Here is a 23,000-nt window from a genome sequence, read left to right as displayed (position 1 = left end):
CGCCCACGAGACCCAGGATCCGCATACTTCCGCGGATCGTGAGGAGTTCCGTAGGTCACCTGTGGCACGAAGTGGCACGCCCCCAGCCGCTTGCCAAGCCAAAATTTCGGGTGCCGGACTCTCTCGCCTCCGCGAGGGAGGTGTGCGCGTGCCACCGGCGTGCCTCACCGAACGGGTATTCCTGGTCATCTCTGTCCTCCTCTGTCATTTCGAAGAGGGCACGAAAGAGGCCCGAACCCGCGAGATTTCGCGGATCCGGGCCTCTGACCGGCTGTTTCGCCGGGACCTCAGAGAGAAGCTCTCAGAAGTCCCAGTCGTCGTCTTCCGTGGCCTCGGCCTTGCCGATGACGTACGACGAGCCGGACCCCGAGAAGAAGTCGTGGTTCTCGTCGGCGTTGGGCGAGAGCGCCGAGAGGATCGCCGGGTTCACGTTGGTCACGCTCGACGGGAACATCGCCTCGTAGCCCAGGTTCATCAGCGCCTTGTTGGCGTTGTAGTGCAGGAACTTCTTGACGTCTTCGGTGAGACCGACGCCGTCGTAGAGGTCCTGCGTGTACTGCACCTCGTTGTCGTACAGCTCGTACAGCAGCGAGAAAGTGTAGTCCTTCAGCTCGTCCCGCTTGGCCTGGTCGACCGTCTCGAGGCCCTTCTGGAACTTGTAGCCGATGTAGTACCCGTGCACGGCCTCGTCACGGATGATGAGGCGGATGAGGTCGGCCGTGTTGGTGAGCTTCGCCCGGCTCGACCAGTGCATCGGCAGATAGAACCCCGAGTAGAACAGGAAGCTCTCCAGCAGGGTCGAGGCGATCTTGCGCTTGAGGGGATCGTCGCCGCGGTAGTACTCGGTGACAATCTGCGCCTTCTTCTGCAGGTTCGGGTTCTCGACCGACCAGCGGAACGCCTCATCGATCTCCTTGGTCGACGCGAGCGTCGAGAAGATCGAGGAGTAGCTCTTCGCGTGCACCGACTCCATGAACGCGATGTTCGTGTAGACGGCCTCCTCGTGCGGGGTGATCGCATCGGGGATCAGCGAGACGGCACCGACGGTCGCCTGCACCGTGTCGAGCAGCGTGAGGCCGGTGAAGACGCGCATCGTGAGCAGCTGCTCGTCGGCGGTCAGCGTGTTCCACGACTGGATGTCGTTGGACAGCGGGATCTTCTCGGGCAACCAGAAGTTGTTGACGAGCCGGTTCCACACCTCGACGTCTTTATCGTCCTGGATGCGGTTCCAGTTGATCGCCTGCACGTGGTCGACCAGCTTGAGCGGTGAGGGAGTCATGATTTTCCTAGAGTCGGTCGTTGAGCGAGCGAAGCGAGACGAAAGGCGTGCCGGTCAGAGCATGCACGAGACGCACTCGGCCATGTCGGTGCCCTCGAGCGCCATCTGCCGCAGACGGATGTAGTAGATCGTCTTGATGCCCTTGCGCCATGCGTAGATCTGCGCCTTGTTGATGTCGCGCGTGGTGGCGGTGTCCTTGAAGAACAGCGTCAGCGACAGGCCCTGGTCGACGTGCTGCGTGGCAGCCGCGTAGGTGTCGATGACCTTCTCGTAGCCGATCTCGTACGCGTCCTGGTAGTACTCCAGGTTGTCGTTCGTCATGAACGCCGCCGGGTAGTAGACGCGGCCGAGCTTGCCTTCCTTGCGGATCTCGATCTTCGACGCGATCGGGTGGATCGACGACGTCGAGTTGTTGATGTACGAGATCGAGCCGGTCGGCGGCACCGCCTGCAGGTTCTGGTTGTAGATGCCGTGCTCCTGGATGGAAGCCTTCAGCGCGGTCCAGTCCTCCTGGGTCGGGATGTGCTTGCCGGCGAAGAGCTCCTTGACCTTTTCGGTCTCGGGAACCCAGGCGCGCTCGATGTACTTGTCGAAGAACGCACCGCTCGCGTAGGTGGAGTCCTCGAAGCCGTCGAAGGTCGTGCCGCGCTCGATCGCGAGGTTGTTCGACGCGCGCAGCGCGTGGAACAGCACCGTGTAGAAGTAGATGTTCGTGAAGTCGATGCCCTCTTCGGAGCCGTAGTAGACGTGCTCGCGAGCCAGGTAGCCGTGCAGGTTCATCTGACCGAGGCCGATGGCGTGCGAGCGGTCGTTGCCGTCTTCGATCGAGCGCACCGAGCCGATGTGGCTCTGGTCGCTGACCGCCGAGAGAGCGCGAATGGCCGTCTCGACCGTCTGGCCGAGGTCGTCGGCATCCATCGACAGCGCGATGTTCATCGAGCCGAGGTTGCAGGAGATGTCCTTGCCGATGTTGTCGTACGACAGGTCGTCGTTGTACGTCGTCGGGGTGTTCACCTGCAGGATCTCGCTGCAGAGGTTCGACATGTTGATGCGGCCCTTGATCGGGTTGGCCTTGTTCACCGTGTCTTCGAACATGACGTATGGGTAGCCCGACTCGAACTGGATCTCGGCGACGGTCTGGAAGAACTCGCGCGCGTTGATCTTCGTCTTCTTGATGCGCGGGTCGTCGACCATCTCGCGGTACTTCTCGGTGACCGAGATGTCGCCGAACGGCACTCCGTAGACCTTCTCGACGTCGTACGGCGAGAACAGGTACATGTCCTCGTCGTTCTTCGCGAGCTCGAACGTGATGTCGGGGACGACGACGCCGAGCGACAGCGTCTTGATGCGGATCTTCTCGTCGGCGTTCTCACGCTTGGTGTCGAGGAAGCGCATGATGTCGGGGTGGTGCGCGTTCAGGTAGACCGCGCCCGCGCCCTGACGGGCACCCAGCTGGTTCGCGTAGCTGAAGCTGTCTTCGAGAAGCTTCATCACGGGGATGATGCCCGACGACTGGTTCTCGATCTGCTTGATCGGCGCACCCGCCTCGCGGATGTTCGACAGCAGCAGAGCGACGCCTCCGCCGCGCTTGGAGAGCTGGAGGGCGGAGTTGATGCCGCGGGCGATCGACTCCATGTTGTCTTCGATGCGCAGCAGGAAGCAGCTGACGAGCTCGCCGCGCTGCGCCTTGCCGGCGTTGAGGAAGGTCGGGGTGGCGGGCTGGAAGCGCCCGGAGATGATCTCCTCGACGAGGGCGACCGCGAGCTTCTCGTCGCCGTCTGCGAGGCCGAGGGCGGTCATCACGACGCGGTCCTCGAACCGCTCGAGGTAGCGCTTGCCGTCGAAGGTCTTCAGCGTGTAGCTCGTGTAGTACTTGAACGCGCCGAGGAAGGTCTCGAAGCGGAACTTCTTGCCGTAGGCGAGATCGTTGAGCTTCTGGATGAACTCCATCGAGTACTTGTCGATGACGGCGCCCTCGTAGTACTCCTTCTCGACGAGGTAGTCCAGGCGCTCCTTGAGGGAGTGGAAGAACACCGTGTTCTGGTTCACGTGCTGCAGGAAGTACTCCCGCGCCGCGCGCTTGTCGGCGTCGAACTGGATCTTGCCGTTCGCGTCGTACAGGTTCAGCATCGCGTTCAGGGCGTGATAGTCGAGCCCCTCGTACCCGGGGTTGATCTTGAACGCCACCTGCTCGGTCATTGCCTGCTCTTCAACTGCGCTACCCACCGTCGCTCCAATCCGTCGCTCACGCGATCAACATCGTCTTGTGTGCCGAAGATTTCGAGCCGATACAAGTGGGGCACCTGACACTTGCGGCTGATGATGTCACCGGCGAGACAGAAGGAGTCGCCGAAATTCGTGTTTCCTGCGGAGATGACTCCGCGGATGTGACGCCGGTTGGCCTCGTCGTTGAGGAACCGGATCACCTGCTTGGGCACGGCCCCGCGTTCGACGCCGCGCCCCTCGCCCCCGCCGTAGGTGGGGGTGACCAGCACGAAGGGCTCGTCGATGACGAGATCTTCTTCCTGCCGGTGGAGCGGGATGCGTCGAGCGGGGAGCCCGAGCTTCTCTACGAAGCGCGCCGTATTGCCCGACGCGCTGGAGAAGTAGACCAGGAGCGGCGCAGCGGTTGCGACGGCGGCGCTCATGTTCTCTCCTTCGGAGCTGTTTGTCAGGCCAGGCGGGTCGCGAGTTCGGCGATCTTGTCGGGACGGAAGCCCGACCAGTGGTCCTCGTCGGTGACGACGACCGGCGCCTGCATGTAGCCGAGCGCCTTGACCTGCTCGAGCGCCGTCGGATCCTCCGAAAGGTCGTGGATCTCGTACTCGATGCCCTTGGCATCCAGCGCGCGGTACGTCGCGTTGCACTGAACGCAAGCAGGCTTGGTGTAGACCGTGATCGACATTGTCATCCCCTCAAATCTTGGTTTTCCTGGCAGGCCCCCCGCCGGGAGTTCAATACTACATATGGGTGCCGACATTGGGGGCGACCACAAGGGCTAGTAGTTACATCCGTGTAGTTTTCCACCGCTCTCCCCTGTTACAACACAGGTTCTCCACCGTTTCTTCCACAGGCAGAGGCCCGCTCGAGACGACCTCGAAGCCCGAGAATCCGCGGCTGGGAGACACCTGTGAGGGATCTATCCACAGGTGGGACGCTACGCGGGGCATCCGACATCCGATCGCCTGTGGAATTCGCCTTTCGGCGTGTCGTCGGCGTGTCGCGTCGGACGCCGCTTCGACGCGCGCGGTCCGGGCCCGCTACCGTGGTCAGGTGGCGGGATATCGGGATCTTCTTCGCACGCCGGGAGTGGCGCGCATGATCGCCGCACAGCTGACCGCGCGCTTCCCCAACGGCATGTCCTCGCTGGCGATCCTGCTGCATGTCGAGCAGCAGACCGGCTCCTACGGCTCCGCCGGCCTCGTGCTCGCCGCGACCAGCGTGGGACAGGCGATCGCCGGCCCCATCACGAGCCGCTGGATGGGCGTGTGGGGCATGCGCCGGGTCATCACGCTGACGCTCAGCGTCTGCGTGCTCGCCGTGCTCGGGCTGGCGTTCCTTCCGCTGAACGTGCCCGGCTACATGGTCCTCGGAATGATCGCCGGCCTGTCGACGCCGCCGATCCAGGCCGCCGTGCGCACCATCTACCCGAAGCTCGTCAACTCCTCGCAGCTCACTCCGCTCTTCTCCCTCGACGCGTCCCTGCAGGAGATCATCTGGATCCTCGCACCGGTCGTCATCACTCTCGTCTCCACGCAGATCGGCACGGTCGAGGGCCTGCTCCTCGTCGCGATCATCCTCGTCGGCGGCGGCGCGTGGTTCATCCTCTCCCCCGAGGTGGGGCGTGTGCGCATCCCCCGCAGTCGCAACGCACTGGGCAAGGTCGTGCTCAAGCCGCCCGTGCTGCTCGCGACCGTGATCGGCTTCCTCCTGATCGGCGCCTGCGCGGCCGTCGAGGTCGGCGTCGTGGCGACGTTCGAGCACGGAAGCCTGACCGCCGGCCTCGTGCTCGCCGTGTTCTCGGTCGGCAGCCTCGTCGGCGGCCTCGCCTTCGGCCACATCCCGATCGGGCCGTGGGCCATGGCGCGCCGGCTCCTGATCGTGACGGTGGGCCTCGCCCTGACGATGGTCATGCTCAACGTGTTCTGGCTCGGCGGCACTCTCGTGCTGGCGGGCATCGGCATCGCTCCGGCCCTCGCCGTGCTCTTCGCGATCACCTCCGCGAGCGTCAAGTTCTCCGAGACCGCCGAGGCGTTCGGCTGGGCCGGCACCGGCCAGCTCATCGGCGCCGCCGCCGGTTCCGCCGTCGCCGGGTTCCTGGTCGACAGCGGCGACTGGCGCGGCGCGTACTTCGCCGCGACCGTGTTCGCCGCGGTCGGCCTGATCGTCGCCGTGGTGTTCGTGCGGGCGTTCCCCGATCTGCGTCATCGTGACGCGAGTCCCTCTCCCGATACCGAACCCGTGGCGGTCACCCCTTCATGAGCTCTCCTGTCCCACAGAACTCCCCCGCTCCCGAGGTCGTCTGCATCGGCGAATCCATGGTGCTGATCACCCCGGTCGCCTCCCGGCTCGCCGAGGCCGAGACGGCCGCGATCGGCCATGCGGGCGCAGAGGCCAACGTCGCCGTGGGCCTCGTGGCCGCCGGTCACCGCGCCGCGTGGGCGTCGAGGCTCGGCGATGACCCGCTCGGCGACCGACTCAGCTCGGAGCTCGAACGCCGACGCGTGCAGCTCTGGGTCGAACGCGACGCGACAGCGCCGACCGGGATGATGTTCAAGGACCCCGGCATCGAATCCTCCGACGTCTACTACTACCGGCGCGGCTCGGCCGCATCGGCGATGGCGCCGGGCTTCCTCTCGGCGGAGCGTCTCGCGGGTGTGCGCATCGTGCACACGACCGGCATCACCCCGGCACTCTCCCCGACCTGCCTCGACATGGTCGACCAGCTGTTCGCCGACGCGCGCGCGGCGGGCGCCACGGTGTCGTTCGACGTCAACGACCGGCGTCCGCTCTGGTCTCGCGAGCACGCCGCTGCGACCCTCGCGCGCCTCGCGGACGCCGCGGACATCACGTTCGTCGGCCGCGACGAGGCCGAGCGCATCTGGGGCACCGCGACGCCCGACGAGATCCGCGCGTTCCTGCCGAGTTGCGCGCTGCTCGTCGTGAAGGACGGCGACGTCGGAGCCACCGCGTTCGCGCACGGCGCCGACCCGGTCTTCGTCGCCGCGCCGCGCGTCGAAGTGGTCGAGCCGGTCGGCGCGGGCGACGCGTTCGCGTCGGGGTTCCTGGCCGCGACCCTCGAGGAACGTTCGATCGGAGAGCGCCTGTCGGCCGGACACGCCGCCGCCGCCCGGGTGCTCGTGACGCACGCGGACATGCCGCCGATCGACTGACCGGGGCCCGAACCCGGCAAGGACATGTGCGCCGGAGAAGGACGAGTCGTCGGCATCCGTCCTTCGCTGGCGCACATTTCCTCTCGAAGCGCACCGACGCCGCTCGTCGCCCGCGGTTCTAGGCTGGAACCATGACCGCACCGCTCCGGCTCCCCCGCATCGCCTGGGGCGACCCGTCGGCGACCCGCCGCGCGCTCCTCGTGCACGGTCTCGGCTCGTCCGGGGCCCTGATGTGGCGGCTCGGCGACGCCCTCGCCGGTGCCGGGTGGCACGCCACCGCGATCGATCTGCGCGGTCACGGCGACGCCCCGCGGTCGCTCGACTACACGGTCGCCGCCTTCGCCTCCGACCTCATCGCGACGCGGACGGACGGCGGCGGCACGTGGGACGCCGTCATCGGTCACTCCCTGGGCGGCGCGTCCGCTACGGTCGCCGCGGCATCCGAGCCGGAGTGGACCCGACGGCTCGTGCTCATCGACCCCGCGATCCACGTGGGCGGGCGCGATGCGTCGATCGTCCGCAAGAGCCAGGAGCGCGCGTTCGCCGACCCCCGCATCGAGATCGTGCAGCAGGAGCACCCGCACTGGCACCCGCAGGATCAGGAGCTGAAGGTCGACGCCGTGCTGCGGGCGAGCGCGTGGGCCGTCGAGCAGACCAGCGTGCAGAACCAGCCGTGGGACGTGCGTGCGCAGGCGGCGCGACTGACCGTTCCGACGCATGTGATCGCCGCCGATCCCGCGGTGTACAGCATCTTCACCGGGGACCTGGCCGCCGAGGTGCTGGCCGCCAATCCCCGGATCACGATGTCGGTCGTCTCGGACGCCGGCCACTCCCTGCATCGCGACAAGCCGGAGGAATCCATCCGCCAGCTCCTGGAGGCCCTGAAGTGACCGACTTCGACCCGACGGTGTTCCTCCCCGACGAACTGCTCGAGCGGATCCGTGAGCGCGCGCCCCTCCACGACCGCGACAACACCTTCCCGCAGCAGGATCTCGACGAGCTCCGTGCCACCGGATACCTGTCGATCCTGGTGCCGGCCGAACGCGGCGGCGCCGGACTGTCGCTCGCCGACGCCGCGATCCTGCAGCAGCGCCTCGCCGGCGCCGCTCCCGCGACCGCACTCGCGATCAACATGCACCTCGTCTGGACCGGCGTCGCCAAGGTCTTCTCCGATCGCGGCGTGCCGGGCCTGGAATTCGTGCAGGACGGCGCCGTCGCCGGCGAGGTCTTCGCGTTCGGCATCAGCGAGGGCGGCAACGACCTGGTGCTCTTCGGCAGCGACACCGAGGCCGTCCCCGACGCGGACGGCGGCTACGCCTTCACCGGCACCAAGATCTTCACGTCTCTCGCCCCGGTCTGGACGCGGCTCGGTCTGCACGGCCTCGACACGACGAGCGCGGATGCGCCGAAGCTCGTGTTCGCCTTCGTGGAGCGGACGGATGCCGTCACGACGGGCGACGACTGGGACACCCTCGGAATGCGTGCGACGCAGAGCAGGACGACCCGCCTCGACGGCGCGTTGGCGGATGCCGCGCATGTGGTGCGCCGCATCGATCCCGGCCCGAACCCCGACCCCATCGTCTTCGGCATCTTCTCCGTGTTCGAGATCCTGCTGGCGTCGGTCTACACGGGCATCGCGCGACGCGCTCTCGAGCTGGCCGTGCTCTCCGCCGGGAAGCGCCGGTCGAAGAAGACCGGCGCCGCGTACAGCCAGGACCCCGACATCCGCTGGCGGATCGCCGACATGGCGCTCGCCTACGATGCCCTGCCGCCGCAGATCGCCGCGCTCGCCCGCGACGTCGACGAGCGCGTCGACAACGGCGCCCGCTGGTTCTCGCTCCTCTCCGGCGTGAAGCACCGCGCGATCACGATGGCGAAGCAGGTCGTCGACGAGGCCATGCTCGTCGGAGGCGGCGGCTCCTACTTCTCGGCGAACGAGCTGTCGCGCCTGTACCGTGACGTCCTCGCCGGAGCCTTCCACCCGTCAGACCCGGAATCGGCCCACGCGACCGCAGCGGGCTTCTGGCTCGGGCCGATCGCGGACTGATCGCGGATCCTGCGCATATCGTGCGCCGCGCTCGATGGCGACCGCGGAATCGGTTGCCGATCGAGCCTCTGAGTGCGAAGATCGCACCATGAGTTCGGTGAAGAAGCATTCATCGCTCGATGCGGTCTCCAAGACGATCATCGAGTTGCTCCAGGAAGACGGCCGCCGCTCCTACTCCGACATCGGCCGCGTCGTCGGCCTGAGCGAGGCCGCCGTCCGCCAGCGCGTGCAGCGGCTCACCGAGTCGGGCGTGATGCAGATCGTCGCCGTGACCGATCCGATGCAGCTCGGCTTCCACCGTCAGGCCATGATCGGGATCCGCGTGTCCGGCGACACGCGCGTCGTCGCCGAGGCGATCGCGAAGGTCGAGGCGATCGACTACGTGGTGATCACGGTCGGAGCGTTCGACGTTCTCGCCGAGGTCGTGTGCGAGGACGACGATCAGCTGCTCGCACTCATCAACGACGTCATCCGCCCGATCCCGGGTGTGGTCTCCACCGAGACCTTCATCTACGCCAAGCTGCAGAAGCAGCTCTACAACTGGGGGACCAGATGAGCACGCCGCGCACCATCCCGTCCGAATCGGAACTGCAGAGGATGGCGAAAGACCATCTCTGGATGCACTTCACGCGGCAGTCCACGATGGCCGAGTCCGGTGTGCCGATCATCGTCAAGGGCGACGGCCACCGCATCTGGGACTCCTCCGGCAAGGAGTACTTCGACGGATTGTCGGGCCTCTTCGTCGTCAACGCCGGGCATGGACGGCGCCGACTCGCGGAGGCCGCCGCCGCCCAGGCATCCGAGCTCTCCTTCTTCCCGCTCTGGTCGTACGCGCATCCGGCGGCGATCGAGCTCGCGGACCGGCTCGCCGACGAAGCACCGGGCGACCTGAACAGGGTCTTCTTCTCCACCGGAGGCGGCGAGGCCGTCGAGACGGCGCTGAAGCTGGCGAAGCACTACTGGAAGCTGCAGGGCAAGCCCACCAAGCACAAGGTCGTCTCGCGAGCGGTCGCCTATCACGGCACCCCGCACGGAGCCCTCGCGATCACCGGCATCCCGGCGATGAAGGCGATGTTCGAACCGGTGGCCCCCGGAGGATTCCGCGTGCCGAACACGAACTTCTACCGTGCCGCCGAGATGGGCGCGCCCGCCGAGGACCTCGAGGCCTTCGGACGATGGGCGGCCGACCGCATCGAGGAGATGATCCTCTTCGAGGGCGCCGACACCGTCGCCGCGGTCTTCCTCGAGCCGGTGCAGAACTCGGGCGGGTGCTTCCCGCCGCCTCCCGGCTACTTCGCCCGCGTGCGGGAGATCTGCGACCGCCATGACGTGCTGCTCGTCTCGGACGAGGTCATTTGCGCCTTCGGCAGGCTCGGCCACACGTTCGCCTGTACGGGACTCGGCTACGTGCCCGACATGATCACGTGCGCGAAGGGGATGACGAGCGGCTACTCGCCCATCGGCGCCACGATCATCAGCGACCGCATCTACGAGCCGTTCTCGCACGGCGATGTCTCCTTCCCCCACGGCTACACGTTCGGCGGTCACCCCGTCTCGGCGGCCGTGGCACTGGAGAACCTGGCGATCTTCGACGAGGAGGGGCTGAACGCGCGGGTGCGCGAGAACTCTCCGCTGTTCCGCGCCGAGCTCGAGAAGCTGCTCGATCTGCCCCTGGTCGGGGACGTCCGCGGCGACGGCTACTTCTTCGGCATCGAGCTCGTGAAGGACAAGGGCACCAAGGAGACCTTCGACGACGCCGAGTCCGAGCGGCTGCTGCGCGGCTTCCTCTCCCCCGCGCTCTTCTCCGCCGGGCTCTACTGCCGCGCCGACGATCGCGGCGACCCCGTCATCCAGCTCGCTCCTCCACTCACCGTGGGGCCGGCCGAATTCCGCGAGATCGAGCAGATCCTGCGCGATGTCCTGACGCGCGCGCAGTCCGTGCTCTGACCCCTCCCAGGAGGCGAGCCAGCATATCGGTTCGCGCCCTCGGGACCCCCGATCCCGGCGATATGGTGTCGCCCGGGAGACATCATGCTCGACATGGGGGACGAAAGTCCGACGGCATTCGCACAGGCCTTCTCGGCAGCCATCACGGCGCGTCAGGTCTCGCTCTCCTGGCTGCACCGGAGGCTTCGGGATCGAGCGAATCCGATCTCCGTCGCGACGCTCAGCTACTGGCGCGCCGGCGAACGGCATCCCGAGGGGCTGCGGTCGCTGACCGCCCTGGAGGACATCGAGCAGCTGCTGGGACTCGACCCGGGCGCGCTCCTCCACCTGGTGGGAACCCGCACGCGGCTCGGCGCACTCGCGCCGGCACAGAACCCGTTCACCGAGACCCAGGTCGCCGAGGCGTCGGAGGAGACCCTGCGCCTGCTCGACGCGCCCCCGATCGAGCTCACCCGAGCGCTGAGCGCCCACGTCGTGTCGACGGTCGACGAGAACGGGATGCTGCGCAGCCGCACCGCGCACGTGCTCATCCAGGCCGTCGCACCGTTCGTCCACGAGATGACCTACGCGCTGATGTCCGCCGAGAACATCGTCCGTCGCCCCCGATCCACGCTCCGCGGCGCGACGCTGATACGAGAGCATCTCCACGAGAGCGAGCACGTCTACGCCTGCGTCCTGCGCCTGGACCGGCCGCTGCTGATCGGCGCCACGACGATGCTGGAGATCAGCATGGAGGTCCCTCCGCCGAGCACCGGAGCGCTTCTCGTCGAGGACGAGACCGCGGCGTTCGTGATGCGCCCGATCCGCAATCTGCTCCTGTGGACCCGATTCCATCCGGATGCCGTTCCCGACTGGATCCATGAGTTCGAGCGGTCTCCCGCGACCGACGGTCTCGTGTCGACGGCGCTGACCCCGCTCGACTCGATCCATCTGTCGCGGCGGGACTTCGGCCCGGGCATCCTCGGCCTCCGCTGGGGCTACGACCGATGACGGGCTATGGTTCCGGATGAGGAGGGTGAGATGACGTCGCTGGAGCGCGAGGACGGCGGGTCATTCGGCGAGGTCTTCGCCGAAGCCCTCCGCGCGAGCGGAGTCTCGCTGTCCTGGCTGCGGCGCCGACTGGTCGATCGTGCCAACCCCGTCTCGATGGCGACGTTGAGCTACTGGCGTTCCGGCCTGCGCGCACCGGAGGGCGCGGCATCCCTGGCTGCGGTCGAGGACATCGAGCGCCTGCTCGACCTGCCGCCCGGCGCCCTGCTCGCCCTGGTGACCGAGAGGGTGCGGCTCGGCGTGCTCCACGACCCGCGCAATCCGTTCACCGAAGAGCAGATCACTCAGGCGCTGAACGAGACCCTCGAGATCCTCGATGCGCCACCGCTCGACATCACCCGGGAGATCTCGACGCATGTCGTGGGAGACGTCACCGCCGACGGCTATCTCCGCCGCCGCACGTCGAGGACGCTCCTCCAATCCGTCTCGCCCGGCACGGTCGAGTTCGTGACCTACACGCTGCTGTCGGCGGAGGACCCCATCGACCGCCCGCAGATGACGGTCCACGGTGCGCGGATGGTCCGCGATCATCTGCACGCGAGCGAGCGCGTGTACGCGTACGTCCTGCAGCTGGATCAGCCCCTCTCCCTCGGGGTGACGACGATGATCGAGGTCACGATGGAGGGTCATGACGACTACACGTCGCAGCCCGAGACCGGGGCCTTCGTCGTGCGTCCGATCCGCGACCTCGTGCTGTGGACGCGGTTCCACGAGGACGCGATCCCGGACTGGATCGACGAGCTCGAACGCACGGAGGCCACCGAGGAGGCGGTGTACCGCCCGCTGCGGCCGCAGGCGTCCGTGCATCAGACCCGTCGCGATTTCGGTCCCGGTGCGCTCGGCATCCGGTGGGGCTACGACGACCGCTGATCCGGCGGCACGACCCGCTGCGCCGGGCCTACAGCAGGAAGCCGCGCAGCAGCGCCTCGGATCCGGCGAGGTGATCGCGCATCGCCTCCTCCGCCGCATCGGGGCGCCCGGCGAGGATCGCGGAGACGATGCTCTCGTGCTGCTCTCCGGAGTGCTGGATGTTCCGCGGCATCAGCGGGAACGTGTCGAGCCACGCATTGACGTCGGCGCGGTTCTCCGCCACGAGGGCGACGAGCGAGGGGATGCCGGCGGCCTCGGCGATCGCCAGATGCAGGAGCGTGTCGAGTCGTCGGTATTCGTCCGGGCCCGCGGGAAGTGCCGCCTCGTGCCGCGCCCAGAGGTCGGCGCGGGTCGCGGCATCCAGAGACCGGCTCGCGGCCGCGCGCGCGGATCCGGTCTCGAGCACGCGACGCAGACCCAGGACGTCGTCGATCTTCTCCGCTGTCACGGCACCGGGAACCGACGGATGCGGCAACGGGTCCGCCACGAAGGTGCCTCCGTACCGACCTCGCCGGGCAAGGAGGTAGCCGGTGTCGGCCAGCTCGCGGATCGCCTCGCGCACGGTGTCACGGCTCACGCCGAACGACGCCGCGAGCTCGCGCTCCGGGGGCAGCGACTCCCCCGGGGCGACCACGCCGAGACGGATGGTCTGCACGAGCCGGGCGACGGCGTCCTCGAGCGCATTGCCGCGTCGCAGCGGCCGATAGACCGCCTTCCGCACCTCGACGAGGTCGCCGTCGTGGTCGTTCACAGCGGGGTGACGTAGGCGTTGGTGATGCCGCCGTCGACGACGAACGCGCTGGCGGTGATGAACGACGAGTCGTCGGAGGCGAGGAAGGCCACGGCTGCCGCCAGCTCCTCCGGTTCCGCGAAGCGCCCCATCGGCACGTGCACGAGTCGCCGTTGCGCGCGCTCCGGATCCTTGGCGAACAGCTCCTGCAGCAGCGGGGTGTTCACCGGCCCGGGGCACAGCGCGTTCACCCGCACCCCCTGCCGCGCGAACTGCACGCCCAGTTCGCGCGACATCGCCAGCACGCCGCCCTTCGATGCGGTGTAGCTGATCTGCGAGGTCGCCGAGCCCAGCAGCGCGACGAACGACGCGGTGTTGATGATCGAACCGCGCCCGGCCGGCACCATGTGGCGCAGAGCCGCGCGGCTGCACAGGTACACGCTCTTGAGGTTCACGTCCTGCACCCGGTCCCACGCCGGCAGCTCGGTCGTCTCGATCGAGTCGTCGTCGGCCGGAGAGATCCCGGCGTTGTTGAAGGCGATGTCGATGCGCCCGAACTCCTCGGCGACGCCGTTGAAGAGCGCATCGACCTTGGCTTCGTCGGCGACGTCGACCGGACGGAACGCGCCTCCGACCTCCGCCGCCGCCGCTTCACCCGACGCCGGGTCGACGTCGGCGATCACGACGAAGGCGCCTTCGTCCGCGAAGCGCTTCGCGGTCGCGAACCCGATGCCGCTCGCGCCGCCGGTGATGATGGCGACGCGGTCCTTCAGTCGCTGGGTCAGATCGATGCTCATGTGGGTTCTCCGTTCCGGATGGGATGGGGTGCGACGTGCTCAGAGGTCATCGGTCGCGAAGAAGACGTTCTTGGTCTCGGTGAAGTGCTCGGCCGCGTCGGGGCCGAGCTCTCGCCCCAGGCCCGAGGCCTTCATGCCGCCGAATGGCGTGGCGTAGCGCACCGAGGAGTGCGAGTTCACCGAGAGCACCCCGCTGCGCACTCCGCGCGCCACGCGCACACCGCGCCCCAGGCTCTCGGTCCACACGGAGCCGGCGAGTCCGTAGACCGTGTCGTTCGCCAGGCGGATCGCGTCGGCTTCGTCCTCGAACGGCATCACGGCGACGACGGGACCGAAGATCTCCTGCTGCGCGATGCGGTCGGCGGGGTCGGCGAGCACGACGGCGGGAGCGAACCAGAACCCGTCCCCCTCGGGCGCGGTGCCGCGGAACGCGATGTCGGCGCCGTCGAGGAACGAGGCGACGGTGTCGCGGTGCCCGGCCGAGATCAGCGGCCCCATGTCGGTGTCGGCGCTGCCGGGGTCGCCCACGCGCCACGCCGCCACGGCCGGTTCGAGCAGCTCGAGGAAGCGGTCGTACACCGAGCGCTGCACGAGGAGGCGGCTGCGCGCGCAGCAGTCCTGACCCGCGTTGTCGAAGACCGAACCGGGGACGGCTGCCGCCGCCCGCTCGAGGTCGGCGTCGGCGAAGACGATGTTCGCGCTCTTGCCGCCGAGTTCGAGGGTGACCGGCTTGAGCGCGCGGGCGCACCCCGCCGCGACCTCGATGCCGACCTCGGTCGAGCCGGTGAACACGACCTTGCGCACGTCGGGGTGCTCGACCAGACGCTGACCGACGACCGACCCCGAGCCGGTGACGACCTCGAACAGCCCCTCCGGGAGCCCTGCCTCGAGCGCGAGCTCGCCGAGGCGGATCGCGGTGAGCGGGGTCAGCTCGGCAGGCTTCAGCACGACGGCGTTGCCCGCGGCGAGCGCCGGCGCGAACGCCCACGAGGCGATCGTCATCGGGAAGTTCCACGGCACGATGATCCCGACCACTCCGTACGGGTCGTGGAAGGTCACGTCGAGGCCCCCGGCCACCGGGATCTGCCGCCCCGAGAGGCGCTCCGGGTCGGCGGAGTAGTAGTTGAGCACTTGGGCGACGTGCCCGGCCTCCCAGCGGGCGGAGCCGATCGGATGCCCGGAGTTGAGCACCTCCAGCTGGGCCAGCTCTTCGACCGCACCCTCGACGGCGCGGGCGAACGACCGGAGCGCATCCGCCCGTGCGACCGGCGCCAGTGCCGCCCACCGGCGCTGCGCGGAGACGGCGCGGGCGATCGCGGCATCCGTCTCTCCGACGTCGGCACGGGTGACATCGCGGATCGCGGCACCGGTCGACGGGTTGATGACTGTGAACGCGCTCATCGGGCGTCCTCCTTCCGCCGCGCGGCGAACGCACGAGCCTGTGAGACGAGATCTTCGAAGAGGCGCCGGTCGTCGGCGTTCTCCTCCGGGTGCCACTGGATGCCGACGACATGACCGTCCACGGTGTCGACGAATGCCTGCACGAGTCCGTCATCGGAGCGCGCGGCCGCGACCAGTCCCTCCCCGAGCCGTTCGATGCCCTGGTGGTGGTAGCTGTGCACCCGCGCATCGCCCGCGCCGAGGACTCCGGCGAGCGCGGTGTCGTCCGACACCTCGATGTGGTTCTCGGCGAAGACGCCGCCGCCGAGGCGGTACCGCTCGGTGCCGAGCGACTCGGGCAGGTGCTGCTGCAGGGTGCCGCCGCGGGCGACGTTGACGAGCTGCAGGCCCCGGCAGATCGCGAGCACCGGGATGCGCCGGCGCTCCGCCGCCCGGAACAGCGCGAGCTCCCACGCGTCGCGATCGACGCGGGCGGGATCGGTGAGCGGATGCCGCTCCGCGCCGTAGAGCTCGGGCGCGACGTCGGCGCCCCCCGAGAGGATCAGTCCGTCCATCCCGGCGATGGCCGCATCCGCGGTCTCCGGATCCTGCGGCGGCAGCAGCAGGGCGATGCCGCCCGACGCGGTCACCCCGGTCAGATACTGCTCGGGCAGGAACGCCGCCCGCACATCCCACACCCCCTGCTGCGCCCGCTCCAGGTACGTCGTGACACCGATCAGCGGTGCCCGGTCAGAGCCGCTCGAAACCACGGATGCGCTCCCAGTCGGTGACGGCGGCGTCGTAGGCCTCGAGCTCGATGCGCGCCTGGTTCAGGTAGTGGTCGACGACGTCGTCGCCGAACGCCGCTCTCGCGATGGTCGACTCGCTGAACAGCTGCGCCGCTTCGCGGAGGGTCGTCGGCAGATGGTCGACGCCGGCTTCGTAGGCGTTGCCGGTGAAGCGCTCGGGAAGCGGCAGCTCGTTCTCGATCCCGTACAGTCCGCCCGCGATGATCGCCGAGATGCCCATGTACGGGTTCACGTCTCCGCCGGGCACCCGGTTCTCGACGCGCAGCCCTGAGCCGCTGCCGATCACGCGCAGCGCGCAAGTGCGGTTGTCGATGCCCCAGGCGACTCCGGTGGGCGCGAAGCTGCCCTTCGCGAAGCGCTTGTAGGAGTTGATGTTGGGCGCATAGAGCAGCGTGAACTCGCGGAGCGTCGCCAGGATGCCGGCGATCCAGTGCTCCATGACCGGGCTGAACCCGTGCTCGCCGTCGCCCGCCATCACCGGGGTCCCGTCGTCCGCCCGCAGGGAGAGGTGGATGTGGCAGCTGTTGCCCTCCCGTTCGTTGAACTTCGCCATGAAGGTGAGCGCCTGGCCGTGCTGCTCTGCGATCTCCTTGGCGCCGTTCTTGTAGATCACGTGCTGGTCGGCGGTCTCGCGCACCTCGGCGTAGCGGAACGCGATCTCCTGCTGGCCGAAGTTGCATTCGCCCTTGACGCCCTCGCAGTACATGCCCGCGCCGTCCATCCCGTTGCGGATGTCGCGCAGCAGGGGCTCCATGCGGGTCGAGGCCTGCAGGTTGTAGTCGACGTTGTAGTCGGTCGCCGGCGTCAGGCCCTCGTACTTGCGGGCCCAGGCGTCGCGGTACGTGTTCTCGAACACGATGAACTCGAGCTCGGTGCCCGAGAACGCGGTCCAGCCCCGCTCCGCGAGGCGATCGCGCTGCCGGTCGAGGATCGCGCGCGGTGACGGTCCGACCGGTTCGCCGTTCTGCCAGACCAGGTCGGCCATGATCAGGACGGTGCCCTCGAGCCACGGCATCCGGCGGAGCGTGACGACATCCGGCCGCAGCACCATGTCGCCGTAGCCGCGGTTCCAACCGGACATCGCGTAGCCGTCGACCGTGTTCATGTCGACATCGACCGACAGCAGGTAGTCGCAGGCCTCGGCGCCGTGATGCAGGATGTCCTCCTGGAACAGGCGCGCGGAGACCCGTTTGCCGACCAGTCGTCCTTGCGCATCGGCGAAGGCCACGATCACCGTGTCGATCTCGCCGGCGGCGATGCCGGCATCCAGCTGCTCGATGCTCAGGTTTCCCGACATCTTCTCGCTCCCGTCGTCGTGGTGAAGCGATCGACCGACCGGCTTCGCCCTCAGAGTAGATCACCTCGACGTCTAAAGGTAGACGAAACCACCATTGACTGTCACAATCATCCGCAAGGTGCACCCGGCGCCGGTATGCATGCGAACGGAGAGCGGATGTCTGAGCAGAGCAGTGGGTCCCGCAAGGTCGCTGGGGCGACCTATACACGTGCCGGGAGCGAGTACTTCGAGAAACGCACCCTGAAGAGATCGGCGGGCGTCTGGGGCCTGTGGGGTCTCGCGGTCGCCGCCGTCATCTCCGGCGACTTCTCCGGCTGGAACTTCGGCATCGACTTCGCCGGCTTCGGCGGCATGCTGATCGCGTTCGCGATCCTCGTGCTGATGTACTACGGGATGATCTTCGCGATCGGCGAGATGGCCGCGATGATGCCGCACACCGGTGGCGCCTACTCCTTCGCCCGATCCGCGATGGGCCCGTGGGGCGGCCTCGTCACCGGAGCCGCGGAGACGATCGAGTACGTGGCGACGACGGCGGTGATCGTCTACTTCTCGGCGTCGTATGCGAACGGCATCACCAGCGAGCTGCTGGGCCTCGAGCTGCCGGGATGGCTCTGGTATCTGATCCTCTACGTGGTCTTCATCGCCCTGAACTCCGCCGGAGCGGCGATCTCCTTCCGCTTCGCGATCGTCGTGTCGATCATCTCGATCGGCATCATCCTGGTGTTCTCCGTGATGGCTCTCTTCTCCGGCGCCTTCAGCTGGGGCGCCCTGTGGGACATCGTCCCCGACGAGGGTCAGACGACCTTCCTGCCGCACGGCGTGCTGCCGATCCTGTTCGCCCTTCCCTTCGCGATGTGGTTCTTCCTGGGCATCGAAGAGCTTCCGCTCGCCGCCGAGGAGTCGCACAACCCGACCCGCGACATCCCGAAGGCCGGATTCTGGGCTCGCGGCACGCTCATCGTGACCGGACTCCTGGTGCTGTTCCTCAACACCGGCGTGATCGGCGCCGAGGCCACGGGCACCGCCGGCGAGCCTCTGCTCGACGGCTTCCGCGCGATCGTCGGCGACCAGCTCGCCGCCGTGCTCGCCCTGTTCGCGCTGATCGGCCTTCTCGCCTCGCTGCAGGGCATCATGTTCGCGTACGGCCGCAACATGTACTCGCTCTCCCGCGCCGGCTACTACCCGCGGTTCCTCTCCCTCACCGGCAAGCGGCAGACGCCCTGGGTGGCGCTCGTCGTCGGTGCGGCCGTCGGCTTCATCGCCCTCATCGTCCTCGACGTGCTCGCCGCCGTCGATGCGGAAGGCGCCGGATCCGTGGCGGGTGCGATCGTGCTGAACATCGCGGTCTGGGGCGCGGTGCTCGCGTACGGCCTCCAGCTCGTCTCGTTCATGATCCTGCGCAGGAAGTACCCGAACGTCGACCGTCCTTACCGCAGCCCGTGGGGCATCCCCGGGGCGGCCGTCGCGCTCGTCATCGCCGCGCTCATCTTCGTCGGTTTCCTGCTCAACCCGACGTTCGGTCCGGCGATCATCGCGATCGCGATCGTGTACGTCGTGATTCTGCTCGGCTTCGGGCTCTTCTTCCGCCACCGCCTGGTGCTCTCGCCCGAGGAGGAGTACGCGCTGTCCGGCGGATCGCACGGCGACCCGCAGACCGAGGGGTACGACGCGATGGAGGGCGAGGTCTTCGACGGCAGCAGGTGAGCCGCAGCGCAGCGCCCCGACGTCTTCGTCGGGGCGCTGCGTCGTGTCTACTTGCGGTCGAAGTCGAACGCCTTCAGCAGTTCGACCACCGCTTTGTCGCGTTCCTCGCCGCCCGCCTCGAACATGTCGGTCACGTGGGTGCGCAGATGGTTCTCGAGCAGCAGCCGGTTCAGGGACTCCAGGGAGCGCTGGATCGCGCGGGACTGCGTGATGATGTCCATGCAGTACTCCTCGTTCTCGATCATCCGCGCGACACCGCGCATCTGCCCCTCGAGGATGCTGGTGCGGTGCAGAGCACGCTTCTTGATGTCTTCGATCACCCTCCCGAGGGTACTCCGCGCCGCACGCCGAGGATCGACCTGTCTGGCCGGCGAGACGGGCGGCCACGGATGTCGGCCGGGCCGTCGCATCAGCGTGCGAGGATGGCGTCATGCCGCGAACACCGATGGCGATGCTGTCTCCCTCCGACCAGGTCCGACTGCGCGCGCTGCGCCGGATGAAGGCGGTGGCGCTCGGGGCCCTGATCTTCATGGCGATCGCGTTCGTCATCGCGTTCATGTTCCAGGAGCGGCAGCCGTGGCTCTCGTATGTCCGCGCCGCGGCCGAGGGCGGGATGGTCGGCGCGCTCGCAGACTGGTTCGCCGTCACCGCGCTTTTCCGGCATCCGCTGGGAATCCCGATCCCGCACACCGCGATCATCCCGAGCCGCAAGGACGAGATCGGCCGCACACTCGGCGAGTTCGTCGAGACCAACTTCCTCGCGGCCGACGTCGTGCGCACCAAGCTCTCGAGCACCGCCATCGCGCTGCGCGCCGGCGAATGGCTGCGCGACGAGGCGCACGCCGAGCGGGTCGGCGCCGAAGGCGCGACGATCGCGACGGCCGTGCTCAACGCGCTGAGCGACGACGATGTCCGCGACCTCATCACCGACCTCGCCCGGGAGCACCTCGTCGAACCGGAATGGGGTCCTCCTGCGGGCGTGTGGCTGGAGAAGATCGTCGAGGCCGACGCACATCACGGAGCCGTCGACCTCGCGGTGGACAACATCGGACGGTGGCTCGAAGCCAACGCGGAGTCCTTCTCCGGCCTGGTCTCGCGTCGCCTGCCCGGCTGGGTGCCCAAGCTCGCCCATCGTTTCGTCGACGACACGGTCTACAACGAGGCGATCAAGTTCATCCACGCCGTGCAGGCCGACCCGCGGCATCCGGCCCGGATCGCGATCGACGGGTACCTCTCACGGCTCGCCGACAACCTGCAGAACGATCCCGACACCCGGGCGAAGCTCGAGAACGCGAAGGCGTCGCTGTTCGACAGTCCGCGGGTCGGAGCCCTCGCCGCCGAGGCGTGGAACACCGCGAAGAACGGTCTGCTCACCGCCCTCGCCGATCCCCAGAGCGGGCTGCGACGGCGCGCGGTGCAGGCGCTGCAGGAGGTCGGCCAGCGCCTGACGACGGATGCCGCGCTGCAGCACCGTGTCGACACCTGGGTCTCGGATGCCGCGGTATTCCTCGTCGACCGCTACCGTCACGACATCGCCTCGATCATCACCGACACGGTCGAGCGCTGGGATCCGGCCGAGACGACCGAGAAGATCGAGCTCATGGTGGGCCGCGACCTGCAGTACATCCGCCTGAACGGCACCTTCGTCGGCGCCCTCGCGGGTCTCGCGATCTTCACCATCGCCCACGCCCTGATCCCCGGAGTCTGACATGGCCTTGTCGCACGATCCTCTCTGGCCGCGCGCCGGCGCCTGGCCTGCCTTCGACGGTGCGGCCGACGCCGTGATCCTCGGCGTGCCGACCTGGCGCACCTCGCTGTCTCCGACCGGAGCACACGCGACGCCCGCGGCGATCCGCGATGCCCTTTCCCGCTACGGCACCACGCTGATGGGCCCCCCGATCCGCGATCTGAACGCCCTGCTGCGGCTCGCGGATGCCGGTGACGTCGAGGAGCCCGACGGCGATGCCGGCGAGGCGGAGGTGATCGCGCGCGTCCGCGAACTCGCCGATGCGGCCGGCCTCGTGGTGGCCCTCGGCGGCGACAACTCCCTCACCTACCCGGTGGCGCTCGGTGCCGAGGCGACCGGACTGATCACCTTCGACGCGCACTTCGACCTGCGCGACGGCATCTCCAACGGCACGCCGGTGCGCCGGCTCGTGGAAGACGCGCCTGCTGCCTCGACGCTCGACACGTCACGGATCGACCCCGCGCGGATCGTGCAGATCGGCATCGCCGACTTCGCGAACTCCGCCGCCTACGCCCAGCGCGCCTCGGACTGGGGCATCCGTGTCATCACGCTCGACGAGCTGCGTCGCCGGGGCATCGATGATGTGGTGGCCGAAGCCCTCGAGATCGCCGGTGCGGGTGCCGACCCTCGCGTCCATCTCGACATCGACGTCGACGTGTGCGACCGCTCCGTGGCACCGGGGTGTCCGGCGAGCGTGCCCGGCGGACTTCAGGCATGGGAGCTGCGCGCCCTGACGCGGGCCGTCGCCTCGGACAACCGCGTCGTGAGCGCGGACCTCGCCGAGGTGGATGCCACTGCCGACGCGGAGGACGACCGGACGATCCGCCTCGCGGCACTGTGCGTGCTCGAGCTGCTGGCGGGTCTCGCCTCCCGCTCCGTCAGCGGACGACCAGCTCCGGAGTGATCAGGGCGTGCGCCGTCCCGGCCTGCAGCCGGCGCGGTGCGACGATCTCCCCCGTCGGCCCCATGAGCAGTTCGAGGATCGCCGTGGCGACGTCTTCGGGACGCTGCTCGACGCTGGAGAACCCCAGGGCCGCCGCGGTCGGGGTGTTGTCGAAGCCGATCACCGGAAGCCGTCGTCCGGCGGCGTTCACGGCGAGCAGTGCACCGACCGCGAGGGAATCGCTGGCGCACACGACGGCGTCCGGCGCGTCGCCGACCGTGAGCGCGGCGTCGACGCTCGCCCGCGCGAACGGCACGCCTTCCTCGGCGATCAGGCGTGGGCCGTGCACGCCCGCGGCATCCATCGCCTCTCGCCAGCCCCGCTCCCGGTCGTCGCCGGTTCCCGACCCGGCCGGCCAGCCGAGGAAGGCGACGTTCGACCCGAAGGTCAGCGCATGCTCGGTCGCGGCGCGGGTCCCCGCGGCACCGTCCACGTCGACCCAGAGGTGGCGGGGGTCGGCGATGTCGTCCTCTCCCCACGGCCGCCCGAACGAGATGAACGGCAGGCCCGCTTCGTCGAGGCTGTGCACGCGCGCGTCGTCGCGGATCGTGCCGGTGAGGATGGCCGCGTCGATCTCCGATCCCTCCCAGAGCTCCGAGAGACGGGTGATCTCCTCCTCCGGGGTGCGGGCCGCGTAGACGAGCATCCGCATCCCGCGCTCGCTCGCGCGCTCGGTGATCGCGTGCACGAAGCGATCGAGCACGACGCCGGAGACGCCGCCGAGGTAGGGATCCAGACGGATGCCGATCGTCGAGCTGCGGCGCAGACGCAGTTGGCGCGCCGCGGCATGACGCCGATATCCCAGCTCGCGGATCGCGGTGAGCACGCGCTCCCTGGTCGCGGGTCGCACGATGTCCGGGGTGTTGAGCACGTTCGAGACGGTCTGCCGAGAGACGCCTGCGCGCTCGGCGACATCCTCGACGGTCGGAGCCTTCGCCACGGCACCTCCTCGCACCCGCTCGTCTGTGGCGGGCTTGACAGTCCCGCACCTCCCGCTTAGCCTATTC

The 23,000-nt window shown here is 68.4% G+C and carries 22 protein-coding genes; 11 read left to right on the top strand and 11 right to left on the bottom strand.

The window, feature by feature from the left end; genetic code table 11:
* Positions 1-301: 301 nt before the first annotated feature.
* The 4 genes from nrdF to nrdH are packed head-to-tail and all read right to left on the bottom strand — an operon-like array spanning position 302 to position 4,184.
* Positions 302-1,279 (bottom strand): class 1b ribonucleoside-diphosphate reductase subunit beta, encoded by a 978-nt coding sequence (gene nrdF / locus LC452_RS21365; RefSeq protein ID WP_223628906.1) that lies wholly within the window; start codon positions 1,277-1,279, stop codon positions 302-304.
* Between the two features lie 54 nt (positions 1,280-1,333).
* Complete coding sequence (nrdE, locus tag LC452_RS21360; RefSeq protein ID WP_223628905.1) at positions 1,334-3,478, bottom strand: class 1b ribonucleoside-diphosphate reductase subunit alpha; 2,145 nt, start codon at positions 3,476-3,478, stop codon at positions 1,334-1,336.
* Positions 3,475-3,927, bottom strand: coding sequence for a class Ib ribonucleoside-diphosphate reductase assembly flavoprotein NrdI (gene nrdI, locus LC452_RS21355; RefSeq protein ID WP_223628903.1), 453 nt, complete (start codon positions 3,925-3,927; stop codon positions 3,475-3,477). Before nrdI ends, nrdE begins: the two co-directional genes overlap by 4 nt.
* A 23-nt stretch (positions 3,928-3,950) precedes the next feature.
* Positions 3,951-4,184: a glutaredoxin-like protein NrdH gene (gene nrdH / locus LC452_RS21350; protein WP_223629005.1), complete on the bottom strand. Its 234-nt coding sequence runs from the start codon at positions 4,182-4,184 to the stop codon at positions 3,951-3,953.
* Between the two features lie 368 nt (positions 4,185-4,552).
* On the opposite strand from nrdH, the gene LC452_RS21345 reads away from it, so the two are divergent.
* The 8 genes from LC452_RS21345 (at position 4,553) to LC452_RS21310 (ending at position 12,586) form a co-directional block, all read left to right on the top strand.
* Entirely contained in the window at positions 4,553-5,761 is a 1,209-nt protein-coding gene (locus LC452_RS21345; RefSeq protein ID WP_223628901.1) for an MFS transporter, read from the top strand.
* Positions 5,758-6,672, top strand: a complete 915-nt coding sequence (locus tag LC452_RS21340; RefSeq protein ID WP_223628900.1) for a sugar kinase — start codon at positions 5,758-5,760, stop codon at positions 6,670-6,672. The genes LC452_RS21345 and LC452_RS21340 overlap by 4 nt, the downstream gene beginning before the upstream one ends.
* A gap of 131 nt (positions 6,673-6,803) precedes the next feature.
* On the top strand, positions 6,804-7,562 hold the full coding sequence (locus LC452_RS21335) for an alpha/beta fold hydrolase (protein ID WP_223628899.1): 759 nt from the start codon (positions 6,804-6,806) through the stop codon (positions 7,560-7,562).
* The gene (locus tag LC452_RS21330; RefSeq protein ID WP_223628898.1) at positions 7,559-8,719 is read left to right on the top strand and encodes an acyl-CoA dehydrogenase family protein; all 1,161 of its coding nucleotides are present in this window, start codon (positions 7,559-7,561) and stop codon (positions 8,717-8,719) included. The genes LC452_RS21335 and LC452_RS21330 overlap by 4 nt, the downstream gene beginning before the upstream one ends.
* Positions 8,720-8,807: 88 nt before the next feature.
* A complete protein-coding gene (locus tag LC452_RS21325; RefSeq protein ID WP_223628896.1) occupies positions 8,808-9,275 on the top strand; it encodes an Lrp/AsnC family transcriptional regulator in 468 nt (155 codons plus the stop codon).
* Positions 9,272-10,666 (top strand): aspartate aminotransferase family protein, encoded by a 1,395-nt coding sequence (locus LC452_RS21320; protein WP_223628895.1) that lies wholly within the window; start codon positions 9,272-9,274, stop codon positions 10,664-10,666. The genes LC452_RS21325 and LC452_RS21320 overlap by 4 nt, the downstream gene beginning before the upstream one ends.
* Before the next feature lie 93 nt (positions 10,667-10,759).
* Positions 10,760-11,656 (top strand): hypothetical protein, encoded by an 897-nt coding sequence (locus tag LC452_RS21315; protein WP_223628894.1) that lies wholly within the window; start codon positions 10,760-10,762, stop codon positions 11,654-11,656.
* Positions 11,657-11,686: 30 nt separating this feature from the next.
* A complete protein-coding gene (locus tag LC452_RS21310) occupies positions 11,687-12,586 on the top strand; it encodes a hypothetical protein (protein WP_223628893.1) in 900 nt (299 codons plus the stop codon).
* Positions 12,587-12,614: 28 nt separating this feature from the next.
* On the opposite strand, the gene LC452_RS21305 is transcribed toward LC452_RS21310, so the two are convergent.
* The 5 genes from LC452_RS21305 to LC452_RS21285 are packed head-to-tail and all read right to left on the bottom strand — an operon-like array spanning position 12,615 to position 17,599.
* Positions 12,615-13,337 carry a FadR/GntR family transcriptional regulator gene (locus tag LC452_RS21305; protein WP_223628891.1) on the bottom strand — a complete coding sequence of 241 codons (723 nt, stop codon included), beginning with the start codon at positions 13,335-13,337 and terminating at the stop codon, positions 12,615-12,617.
* On the bottom strand, positions 13,334-14,113 hold the full coding sequence (locus LC452_RS21300) for a 3-oxoacyl-ACP reductase (RefSeq protein ID WP_223628890.1): 780 nt from the start codon (positions 14,111-14,113) through the stop codon (positions 13,334-13,336). Before LC452_RS21300 ends, LC452_RS21305 begins: the two co-directional genes overlap by 4 nt.
* Positions 14,114-14,152: 39 nt before the next feature.
* On the bottom strand, positions 14,153-15,514 hold the full coding sequence (locus tag LC452_RS21295) for an aldehyde dehydrogenase (RefSeq protein ID WP_223628888.1): 1,362 nt from the start codon (positions 15,512-15,514) through the stop codon (positions 14,153-14,155).
* Positions 15,511-16,263 (bottom strand): gamma-glutamyl-gamma-aminobutyrate hydrolase family protein, encoded by a 753-nt coding sequence (locus tag LC452_RS21290; RefSeq protein WP_223628887.1) that lies wholly within the window; start codon positions 16,261-16,263, stop codon positions 15,511-15,513. The genes LC452_RS21295 and LC452_RS21290 overlap by 4 nt, the downstream gene beginning before the upstream one ends.
* Entirely contained in the window at positions 16,244-17,599 is a 1,356-nt protein-coding gene (locus LC452_RS21285) for a glutamine synthetase family protein (protein ID WP_223628885.1), read from the bottom strand. The genes LC452_RS21290 and LC452_RS21285 overlap by 20 nt, the downstream gene beginning before the upstream one ends.
* A gap of 156 nt (positions 17,600-17,755) precedes the next feature.
* Between LC452_RS21285 and LC452_RS21280 the strand changes: the two genes are divergently transcribed.
* Positions 17,756-19,303, top strand: a complete 1,548-nt coding sequence (locus LC452_RS21280) for an amino acid permease (RefSeq protein ID WP_223628884.1) — start codon at positions 17,756-17,758, stop codon at positions 19,301-19,303.
* Positions 19,304-19,350: 47 nt separating this feature from the next.
* Here the strand turns inward: LC452_RS21280 and LC452_RS21275 are convergent, their stop codons facing one another.
* Positions 19,351-19,623, bottom strand: coding sequence for a metal-sensitive transcriptional regulator (locus tag LC452_RS21275; RefSeq protein WP_223628883.1), 273 nt, complete (start codon positions 19,621-19,623; stop codon positions 19,351-19,353).
* Between the two features lie 110 nt (positions 19,624-19,733).
* Here LC452_RS21275 and LC452_RS21270 point away from each other — a divergent pair, with 110 nt between their 5' ends.
* Together LC452_RS21270 and LC452_RS21265 are read left to right on the top strand one after the other, a co-directional pair.
* Complete coding sequence (locus tag LC452_RS21270; RefSeq protein ID WP_223628881.1) at positions 19,734-21,011, top strand: DUF445 domain-containing protein; 1,278 nt, start codon at positions 19,734-19,736, stop codon at positions 21,009-21,011.
* 1 nt (position 21,012) lies between these two features.
* Positions 21,013-21,954, top strand: coding sequence for an agmatinase family protein (locus tag LC452_RS21265; RefSeq protein WP_223628880.1), 942 nt, complete (start codon positions 21,013-21,015; stop codon positions 21,952-21,954).
* Here LC452_RS21265 and LC452_RS21260 read toward each other — a convergent pair.
* On the bottom strand, positions 21,929-22,933 hold the full coding sequence (locus tag LC452_RS21260) for a LacI family DNA-binding transcriptional regulator (RefSeq protein ID WP_223628878.1): 1,005 nt from the start codon (positions 22,931-22,933) through the stop codon (positions 21,929-21,931). The two genes, LC452_RS21265 and LC452_RS21260, sit on opposite strands and share 26 nt — an antisense overlap.
* Positions 22,934-23,000: the final 67 nt, after the last annotated feature.

Source organism: Microbacterium sp. EST19A, assembly GCF_019969685.1.
GTDB lineage: Bacteria > Actinomycetota > Actinomycetes > Actinomycetales > Microbacteriaceae > Microbacterium.
Note: the sequence above shows the minus strand (reverse complement) of the source record. Positions and strands in the feature narration are given on the sequence as shown.

Bases quoted from the DNA above. Each gene is read 5' to 3' on its own strand.
- LC452_RS21320 (WP_223628895.1), top strand. From the start codon at position 9,272: ATGAGCACGCCGCGCACCATCCCGTCCGAATCGGAACTGCAGAGGATG.
- LC452_RS21325 (WP_223628896.1), top strand. From the start codon at position 8,808: ATGAGTTCGGTGAAGAAGCATTCATCGCTCGATGCGGTCTCCAAGACG.
- LC452_RS21295 (WP_223628888.1), bottom strand. From the start codon at position 15,514: ATGAGCGCGTTCACAGTCATCAACCCGTCGACCGGTGCCGCGATCCGC.
- LC452_RS21315 (WP_223628894.1), top strand. From the start codon at position 10,760: ATGGGGGACGAAAGTCCGACGGCATTCGCACAGGCCTTCTCGGCAGCC.
- LC452_RS21340 (WP_223628900.1), top strand. From the start codon at position 5,758: ATGAGCTCTCCTGTCCCACAGAACTCCCCCGCTCCCGAGGTCGTCTGC.
- LC452_RS21265 (WP_223628880.1), top strand. From the start codon at position 21,013: ATGGCCTTGTCGCACGATCCTCTCTGGCCGCGCGCCGGCGCCTGGCCT.
- LC452_RS21285 (WP_223628885.1), bottom strand. From the start codon at position 17,599: ATGTCGGGAAACCTGAGCATCGAGCAGCTGGATGCCGGCATCGCCGCC.
- nrdF (WP_223628906.1), bottom strand. From the start codon at position 1,279: ATGACTCCCTCACCGCTCAAGCTGGTCGACCACGTGCAGGCGATCAAC.
- LC452_RS21270 (WP_223628881.1), top strand. From the start codon at position 19,734: ATGCCGCGAACACCGATGGCGATGCTGTCTCCCTCCGACCAGGTCCGA.
- nrdE (WP_223628905.1), bottom strand. From the start codon at position 3,478: ATGACCGAGCAGGTGGCGTTCAAGATCAACCCCGGGTACGAGGGGCTC.
- LC452_RS21310 (WP_223628893.1), top strand. From the start codon at position 11,687: ATGACGTCGCTGGAGCGCGAGGACGGCGGGTCATTCGGCGAGGTCTTC.
- LC452_RS21300 (WP_223628890.1), bottom strand. From the start codon at position 14,113: ATGAGCATCGATCTGACCCAGCGACTGAAGGACCGCGTCGCCATCATC.
- nrdH (WP_223629005.1), bottom strand. From the start codon at position 4,184: ATGTCGATCACGGTCTACACCAAGCCTGCTTGCGTTCAGTGCAACGCG.
- LC452_RS21335 (WP_223628899.1), top strand. From the start codon at position 6,804: ATGACCGCACCGCTCCGGCTCCCCCGCATCGCCTGGGGCGACCCGTCG.
- nrdI (WP_223628903.1), bottom strand. From the start codon at position 3,927: ATGAGCGCCGCCGTCGCAACCGCTGCGCCGCTCCTGGTCTACTTCTCC.
- LC452_RS21280 (WP_223628884.1), top strand. From the start codon at position 17,756: ATGTCTGAGCAGAGCAGTGGGTCCCGCAAGGTCGCTGGGGCGACCTAT.